The 6,098-nt window shown below is 60.5% G+C and carries 4 protein-coding genes; 3 read left to right on the top strand and 1 reads right to left on the bottom strand.

Annotated elements, in window-relative coordinates:
• Positions 1 to 521: 521 nt before the first annotated feature.
• Together RBR25_RS08610 and RBR25_RS08605 are read left to right on the top strand one after the other, a co-directional pair.
• Positions 522 to 1,862 (top strand): DEAD/DEAH box helicase, encoded by a 1,341-nt coding sequence (locus RBR25_RS08610; RefSeq protein ID WP_432819143.1) that lies wholly within the window; start codon positions 522 to 524, stop codon positions 1,860 to 1,862.
• A gap of 354 nt (positions 1,863 to 2,216) precedes the next feature.
• A complete protein-coding gene (locus RBR25_RS08605) occupies positions 2,217 to 3,818 on the top strand; it encodes a phosphoenolpyruvate carboxykinase (RefSeq protein ID WP_432819142.1) in 1,602 nt (533 codons plus the stop codon).
• Positions 3,819 to 3,902: 84 nt separating this feature from the next.
• Here the strand turns inward: RBR25_RS08605 and RBR25_RS08600 are convergent, their stop codons facing one another.
• Positions 3,903 to 5,135 (bottom strand): SUMF1/EgtB/PvdO family nonheme iron enzyme, encoded by a 1,233-nt coding sequence (locus RBR25_RS08600; protein ID WP_432819141.1) that lies wholly within the window; start codon positions 5,133 to 5,135, stop codon positions 3,903 to 3,905.
• A 286-nt stretch (positions 5,136 to 5,421) separates the two neighbouring features.
• On the opposite strand from RBR25_RS08600, the gene RBR25_RS08595 reads away from it, so the two are divergent.
• Positions 5,422 to 6,069: a CpsD/CapB family tyrosine-protein kinase gene (locus tag RBR25_RS08595; RefSeq protein ID WP_432819140.1), complete on the top strand. Its 648-nt coding sequence runs from the start codon at positions 5,422 to 5,424 to the stop codon at positions 6,067 to 6,069.
• Positions 6,070 to 6,098 lie beyond the last annotated feature (29 nt).

Raw genomic sequence — 6,098 nt, 5'->3', positions numbered from 1 at the left:
CCCTCGCAAGGCATTGGAATTGTTGAGGAATATACCATAGATTACGTCCCGGCGCAAGAAAAAAATTGCAAATAATCTAATGATTTAAACTATTTGTCGGATCTTCTCTTTTTGCGGTGGCATCAAAAAAGATTCGATAAAAAGCTTGCCTTGCTGTCGTAAGCCTGTATGATGCTCTGCTGGCAGTGCAACCCTCCGGCGGATTTTCCGCCCGGGGCGCGGGCGCCCTTGGCGCTTGCCCCACTCATCGATCCCTGACCCCCCTCCGCTCTTCTTTCTCCGGAATCCGCGGCATTTAATCAGGTTGGCGACGGTGTGAATGCCATCCGATGTCGCGGAAAATGCCTCGGCACGCCTGTGTGCGTCCACCCCTGCGGGCCTTTCTTTTTCCCCCATCGTTTTAAGTGTCGGCCGTGTGTCGCGGAGCATCGGTTGCTCCCCCGGCGGACACCTCTCTTTTGTTGGCCCCGGCCTGACCCGCCTTTGTTGGCGTACGTCCGCGCCCGGCCGAAGGAAGTCCTATGTCTTTTGCTGAACTGAGCCTGATTCCTGCCCTGCTCAAGGGGATCGAAGAATGTGGCTACACCACCCCCACCCCGATCCAGTCCCGCGCCATCCCCGAAGCCCTGGCCGGCCGCGATCTGCTCGCCTCGGCCCAGACCGGCACCGGCAAGACCGCGGCCTTCATGCTGCCGGCCCTGCAGCTGTTGTCCGAGCCCGTCGCCAAACGGCGCGGCGCTCCCCGGGTGCTGGTGCTGACCCCGACCCGCGAACTGGCCAATCAGATTCTCGAGGCGACCCGCACCTACGGCCGCCATCTGCGCACCCGCTATTCCCTGCTTCTCGGCGGTATGCCCTATCGCGAGCAGTTCAAGGCTCTGCAGGATTCCCCCGACTTGGTGGTGGGCACTCCCGGCCGGGTGGTCGATCACCTGCAGCGGGGCTCCCTCGACCTCTCGCGGCTGGAAATCCTGGTCCTCGATGAAGCCGACCGCATGCTCGACATGGGCTTCAAGGACGATCTGGAGAAGGTCATCGGCAAAGCGCCAAGCGGTCGTCAGACCCTCTTCTTCACTGCCACCCTCGACCGCGCCATGGCCGATCTGGCCGGGCGCATGCTGCGTGAACCGGTCCGCATCGATATCGGCGGCCGGCAGAAGACCCATGACGCCATCGAACAGCGCCTGCATGTCACCGACAGCCGCCAGCACAAGGAGAAGATTCTCCAGCATCTGGTGGCCGATAAGGAAATCAACCAAGCGATCATCTTTTCCGCGACCAAACGCGACACCGACAGCCTGGCCAGGGAGCTTTCCGCTCAGGGGCACCGGGTTGCCGCCCTCCACGGCGACATGAGTCAGCAAGCTCGCAACCGCACTCTGCGTGATCTGCGCCAGGGGCGGATCAAGCTGCTGGTCGCCACCGACGTCGCTGCCCGGGGGATCGACGTAACCAGCATCAGCCACGTCATCAACTTCGATCTGCCGATGTTCGCCGAGGACTACGTCCATCGCATCGGTCGCACCGGTCGCGCCGGTGCCGCGGGCACCGCCATCTCCATGGCCTCCGCCGCCGAGACCGCTGCCCTGGGGCGGATCGAGCGCTATATCGGCAAAAGTCTGCCGCGTCAAGTGATTCCCGGGTTGGAGCCGACCCGCGGGCTGGATGCGCGTCCGGCCCGCAACAGCCGAGGTCCGGCCCGTTCCGGCGCGCCGCGCAAGCCCGGCGATCGCTCGGCCCGGAGTCCGGAGCGCGGCAAGCGGGAATTCCCGGCGAAGCAGCGCGGCGAGCGGAGTGCGCCGATCATCGAATATCGCAGCCGCCGTTCCGATCACCAGGGCGGCGTCGCAACCGGCCGCTGAGTCGAAAGGATGGCGGGGAGTTCAAGGCTCCCCGCTATTTTTTTGTCCGCTGTGTTTTGATCCAGCTCAAGGCGCCGGGCTGCGCGTTCGCGGAGAATACCCGAAAATCCATAGCCCGGGAGGAACCATGCCGTCCAGTGAAACGATCGTCACCGCTCTGATCTGGGCCTTGTCCGCCGCCGGAATTTTTTTCGGCTTGCGTGCCCGCCGCCGGCGCAAGCGCTAGGTCCGGGGCCGCGGCGGCCTCTTCCGCCCAAAACGTGAATTTTTCTGTTATGCTTCCGAGGTTAGCAGGTTCACATGATCGTTCCCGGTCGCGGGAGCCGGCATTCATCACGGCACGAGGAGGCAGGCATGAGCAGCGAAACATTCGCAAGCAGTTACGGACTGGAACATCACGGTATCCGCAATATCAGCGGCGCCTATTGGAACCTCTCCACCCCGGCCCTGGTCGAGGAGGTGATCAAGCGGCGCGAAGGCTACCTTTCCCATCTCGGCCCGCTGGTCGTCGCCACCGGCCATCATACCGGCCGTTCCCCCAATGACCGTTTCGTGGTGCGCCAGGGAGAGAGCGCTAAAAATATCTGGTGGGGGAAGGTCAACAAGGAATTCTCGCCGGAACATTTCGACCGGCTTTACAGCAAGCTGCTCGCTTTTCTCCAAGGCAAGGATATTTTCGTTCAGGATTGCTATGCCGGCGCCGATCCCGCCTATCGTCTCAAGGTGCGGGTCATCACCACCCAGGCCTGGCACAGCCATTTCGCCCGCAACATGTTCATCCAGGTGCCTCGCCAGGAACTCCCTGCCTTCGTCCCCGAGTTCACCCTCATCAACGCTCCGCGCTTCCACGCCGATCCCGAAGTGGACGGCACTCGCAGCGAAGCCTTCATCATCGTCAATTTCGAGAAGAAGATCGTCATCATCGGCGGCACTTCCTACGCCGGGGAGATCAAGAAGAGCATTTTCTCGGTGCTCAACTACCTGCTGCCCCGCCGGGGGGTATTGTCCATGCATTGCAGCGCCAATCTCGGCAAGGGCGGGGATGTGGCCCTCTTCTTTGGTCTTTCCGGAACCGGCAAGACGACCCTCTCGGCCGACCCCGGGCGGGCGCTGATCGGTGACGATGAGCACGGCTGGAGCGATCACGGCGTCTTCAACTTCGAAGGGGGCTGCTACGCCAAGGTGATCAAGCTCTCGGCTTCGGCCGAGCCGGAAATCTACGAAACGACACGGCGTTTCGGCACCGTGCTGGAAAACGTGGCGATGGATTACGCGACCCGGCGCATCGATCTGGACGACGATTCCCTGACCGAAAACACCCGCTCCTCCTATCCCCTCACCCATATTCCCAACATCGTGCGCGGTGGCATGGCCGGACATCCGGCCAACATCATCATGCTGACCGCCGACGCTTTCGGTGTTATGCCCCCCATCGCCCGGCTGACCCCGGAGCAGGCCATGTACCATTTCATCTCCGGCTATACCGCCAAACTGGCCGGTACCGAGCGCGGCGTGACTGAGCCGCAGCCGGCCTTCTCTTCCTGCTTCGGCGCGCCCTTCATGGCGCTGCACCCCTCGGTCTACGGCAATCTGCTCAAGGACAAGATTCGCCGCCATCACGTCTTCTGCTGGCTGGTCAATACCGGCTGGACCGGCGGCCCCTACGGCGTCGGCTCGCGCATGAAGATCCAGTACACCCGGGCGATGATCAATGCCGCTCTCGCCGGTCGCCTGGTCGGGGTCGAGTACGAAACCGATCCGATCTTCGGCCTGCACCTGCCCAAGTCCTGCCCCGACGTCCCTGCCGAGGTGCTCAACCCGCGCAACACCTGGACCGACCAGGCGGCCTACGACCGTCAGGCGGTTGATCTGGCCCGCGCCTTCCGGCGCAATTTCAGCGATTACGCCGACGCGGTCAGCGACAGCGTCTGCGCCGCCGGACCGCCGGCGGGGTAGGAAGATTCCGTAAATTTCTGTTCAAACTAAACCGCGCCGGTCTGGATTCCAGACCGGCGCGGTTTAGTTTGGCTTGGGGATGGGCTAGTTTAGGTGGATGACGACGCGTCGGTTGAGTTCCCGACCCTGTCTTGAATCATTCGGGTAGCCAGGCTGATGTTCACCGAATGCTCGGCTGTGGATCCGTTGATCCGGGATGCCTTGGTTTAGCAGAAAGTGCTTAACAGAACGCACTCGTTGTTCGGATAACTTCTGGTTGTATACGTCAGTCGCCAAGTCGCAAGTATGCCCCTCAAGCACCAACTGTTTGTTCGTATTGATTACGCTACCGGCAATATCCGCAAGCTTGGCGGACATCGCTGGGGTAAGAGCCGCCGAATCGAGTTTGAAGAAAATTTCCCATGAGGTTACGGAAAGAGCAGAACCCGGCAGGGGACTGGTTTCCGGCGCTTTGTTCGTGGCGAGGGGTTTCGCATATGCCACTAGGCGTAGGCCGGTAAAAGGGTCGAACAGGGATGGGGAAGCCCAGGCACGGCTCGCTGAGCGGCAAAATCTGGCGTAAAGATTCCAGCTGCCGCCTCGCCGGATTTTTGTAAGTCCCTGTTCGGGGCCGGCAGGGTCGGTCACGGCATTGAAAGGATAGGTGTTATGCCAGTCCGCGACCCATTCCTGAACATTGCCGTGCATGTCGTAAAATCCCCACTCATTCGGTTGCTTCTGAGCAACCGGGTGGGTTCCCATTTCGGCATTGCCGACGTACCAGCCGATCTGTTCGAGGTCGGGGGCGTGGAACAGCGCTTCACCAACAGCCCCGGGCAGTTCGCCGTTGGGCAAGGCGGAAGTGGATCCGGCCCGGGCCGCATATTCCCATTCGGCTTCGGTGGGGAGGCGGTAATTGAAAGCTGGATCTCGTTCGTTGAGTCGGGCGATGAAATGTTGGGTGTCTTCCCAGGAAATCTGCTCCACCGGGCACTGGTCGCCGCAGTTGAGGAAAAAGGAGGGGTTATGGCCCATCACCGCCCGCCACTGTTCCTGGGTAATCTCGTTGCGTTGCAGGTAAAAGCCTTGGCTGATCGTAACAAGATGCTGCCGCTCGTCCTGATCCCGACCGGTCTCCGTTTCCGGGGAGCCCATGCTGAAGTCGCCGGCGGGGACGAGAAGAAACTCCATCCCGAGAGGGGTTTTCATCGAAGTCAACGGGGTGCTGCTGGTGGGAGGGGGCGGCGTATTCGTTTGCTGGATGGAGCGAGAGGCGCTGCAGCCGGTGAGCGCCAGCAGCGTTGCCAGCAGAATGAATGGGGCGAGTCTTGAGGACATGGCGCGGGTTCCTCCTTGGGGCCTGTGGTCTGGTTGTCAAATTCGGAGTGTCAGGGGGATTGGGCGTTGCCCTTTTTTTACACCTGAATACGTTCAGTTTTTTAATGCTTAGCTGTTTCCCACCATCGGTGCAAGGGAATTTTTAGGAAGCGGCATTCTCTGTTAAAATACTATTTTTTTGGCGTAATCTTTGCAAAATTCACTGAGAAAACCAATGGCCGGTATGCTTTTTTGACACCCCGCCATTTAATGAGTTCAATGGATCAGTGCCTCTAAGGAGTTTTTCATGCTCTCTCAAACGTGGGCGTTGCGCCTGCAGCAGAATGAACGGGAACTGGCCTCGGCAGAAGGCAATCTGCTGCTGGCGGGTCCGGGGCTGAAGACCCTGTACGTGACCAGTTGCTTCAACGGTGAAGGCAAAACCACTGCTGCGGTCCATCTGGCGATGGGTTTGGCCGGGCAGAGCGACAAGCGGGTTTTACTGGTGGACGGCAGTACTCGTTCGCCCCGGTTGCATGAGCTGTTCGGGGCGAAAGCGTCGCCGGGCTTGACCGACTGGCGGGCGGAAAGTGCTGCGGCCGACGACGTTTGCCAAGCGACTGAACACTCCAAGTTGTGGCTTCTGCCCCACGATGACGCCAGGGATCGAGGAGCGGCGCTCGAACAGTTGACGGCGCTGGCCGGATCCGAGACGTTGCGGAGCCGGTTTGACTACTTGATTTTTGACGGCGATTCGGTTTTGGGTTCGTCCCAAGTATCGCTGGTTGCCCGGGCTTTCGATGGGATACTGTTGACGGTGGCCTGTGAAAAGACAAAATGGGAAGTGGTACAGCAGGTTCGGGAGAAGATCGAGCAGGGCGGGGGGCAGGTTCTCGGGGTGATTCTCAATCGGCGCAAATACTATATCCCGAGGTTCTTCTATGGACGCAAATAATTCTATTCGCCGGGGTTCCAGGGGGCGCG

The organism is Trichloromonas sp. (genome assembly GCF_034006665.1).
Lineage (GTDB): Bacteria > Desulfobacterota > Desulfuromonadia > Desulfuromonadales > Trichloromonadaceae > Trichloromonas.
The sequence above is the reverse complement of the archived record's forward strand: the minus strand, read 5'-3'. Positions and strand labels throughout refer to the sequence as shown.